This is a genomic window from Rhodanobacter glycinis (assembly GCF_900114325.1).
Lineage (GTDB): Bacteria > Pseudomonadota > Gammaproteobacteria > Xanthomonadales > Rhodanobacteraceae > Rhodanobacter_A > Rhodanobacter_A glycinis.
The window spans coordinates 1-2145 of the sequence record NZ_FOSR01000029.1; the positions used below are offsets into that span (position 1 = coordinate 1).

Here is a 2145-nt window from a genome sequence, read left to right on the forward strand (position 1 = left end):
ATGTTCACGCCGCTGTTCGTGATCGCGCGTACGTCAGGCTGGAGCGCGCACGTGATCGAGCAGCGCCAGGACGGCAAGATCATCCGCCCCAGCGCGAACTACACCGGTCCGGAAGACCAGGTCTACGTGCCAATCGACAAGCGCTGAGTCTGGTCGGCAATCTGTACGCAAAGAGGGCGCCGTCGGGCGCCCTTTTTGCGTTTCATGCCAGGGACGACGGGCGTCAGATGCCTTCCGCGCGCATGGCAGCCTGTACGCCGGCGTCTTCATGCATGCGCTGGCTGAAGGCTGCAAGATGATCCAGGCCGTGCAGGTCCACGCCCTTCGCCTTGGCCCAGCGCAGCACCACGAACAGGTACGGATCGGCGATCGAGCGGCTGCCGGTGAGCCAGTCGCGTCCGGCCAGTTGGTTGTTGGCCCGCTCGAACAGCGCGCGCAGTTTTGTGCGGGCGTGCTGTTGCAGGTCGGCGTGTTGCGCTTCGTCACCAATGAAGCTTTTCGGCCCGAAGATCGGCTTGAACGCCGGATGGATATCGGAGTTCACGAAAGCGAGCCAGCGGTTCACCTCGGCGCGACCGCGCGCAGTGCCGTCGCCGCCGAGCTTTGCATCGGGAAAGCGGTCGGCCAGGTAGTTGAGGATGGCCACGTTCTCGGTCAGCGTCCAACCGTCTTCTTCCAGCACCGGCACCTGGCCATTGGGGCTGATGGCAAGGAAGGCCGGCGAACGCAACTCATCGCGTGCCACCGGATGTGCTTCATAGGGTTGGCCGGTCCATTCGAGCACGATGTGGTCGGTCAGCGAGCAGGCGCCGGGCAGGTAGTAGAGCTTCAGCATGTGGGACTCCTTGGGGGACGAGAGGCGATAAGACATTTGGCCCGTAGCGCCGTTGCGACCTTGTTCGGGCAGATCGGCATGCTGTCAGTCTAGCGCCGCGGCGGCAGCTTCCACTCGGAGGGGCGTTTCCGGCCATGCGCGACGCAGCCTGGTGCGCCGGATGGTTGTGGATTTGTCCCCCGTGGCCGCGGCGCATCGACTTTGCCTGGAATCACCCATCGCTTCATTCGCGGCGTCGCGCTTGCCGATTGACCAGCCAGCCACCGCCACAGATGACGGCGATCAATCCCGCATCCAGCACATACCCTACCCACGTGTGTGCATCGAACCAGCCGGCGACCAGGTGATCGTGGGCGATCATGCGGGCCGAGGTAAGCGCGATCGCGGCGGCGCCGATATACACGATGGCGGGAAAGCGGTTGATCAGCTTCAGAATCAAGGTGGAACCCCAGACCACCAGCGGCACGCTGATCAGCAGTCCCAGCACCACCAGGCCGAGGTGGCCTTTCGAGGCACCGGCAATGGCCAGCACGTTGTCCAGCCCCATCAGCGCGTCGGCCACGATGATGGTGCGCAGTGCCGCCCAGAAGCTGCTGGCCGCGGTTACTTCGGGTGCGTCGTCGTCATGTTTCAGCAGTTTCCACGCGATCGGCAGCAGCACGATGCCGCCCGCCAGCATCAGGCCGGGAAGCTTCAGCAGGTAGACCACCACGGCGGTGAGTGCGACGCGCACTGCCACGGCGCCGAACGTGCCCCAGAACACGGCCTTCGTCTGCAGTGATTTCGGCAGGTTGCGCGCCGCCAGCGCGATGACGATGGCGTTGTCGCCTGCCAGCACCAGATCGAGCAGGACGATGGTGAGCAGGCCGGACAGGAAATCGGTGGGAAGCATGGGCGGTTCCGTGCGCGACGAGTCAATGCAGTGACGACGGACGCGCGCGATCCGCCAGCACCGCAAAAGTCTCGTTCGCGACGGGTGTCGCCGCGGCGCCCGGAGCGAGGTGTCGCTCGTGATGACGATCGCCGCACGGAAGCGTTGTACAACGGGCTTCCGGAACTACTCCCTTCTGGGATGAAGTGTGCCGATTGTCGACGGCAAGGGCGGGGCGGTCAAGCATGAGCACTGCTGAAAGCGGGATCGCCCGGATAGAATGGGCGTTTCCCCCTCGCAGCGAGACTCATGCCATGAGTGCACCCGACATCCGTTCCGCCGCCCGCCCCGATCCCGACCAGCCGATGGTGGACATCGCCAACTATGTGGCCGACTACACGATCGAGTCGAAGGAAGCCTACGACACCGCGCGCTACAT

At 64.5% G+C, this 2145-nt stretch carries 3 protein-coding genes; 1 reads left to right on the forward strand and 2 read right to left on the reverse strand.

The genetic code is table 11. From position 1 onward, the window contains the following. A partial coding sequence (locus tag BMY90_RS16925) for a citrate/2-methylcitrate synthase (RefSeq protein WP_281244063.1) occupies positions 1-147 on the forward strand: 147 nt, incomplete at its 5' end. A 76-nt stretch (positions 148-223) separates the two neighbouring features. Here the strand turns inward: BMY90_RS16925 and BMY90_RS16930 are convergent. Further along, positions 224-832, reverse strand: a complete 609-nt coding sequence (locus BMY90_RS16930; RefSeq protein ID WP_037100846.1) for a glutathione S-transferase family protein — start codon at positions 830-832, stop codon at positions 224-226. A 226-nt stretch (positions 833-1058) separates the two neighbouring features. Continuing rightward, positions 1059-1727 (reverse strand): TerC family protein, encoded by a 669-nt coding sequence (locus BMY90_RS16935; protein WP_092705328.1) that lies wholly within the window; start codon positions 1725-1727, stop codon positions 1059-1061. Between the last annotated feature and the right edge of the window lie 418 nt (positions 1728-2145).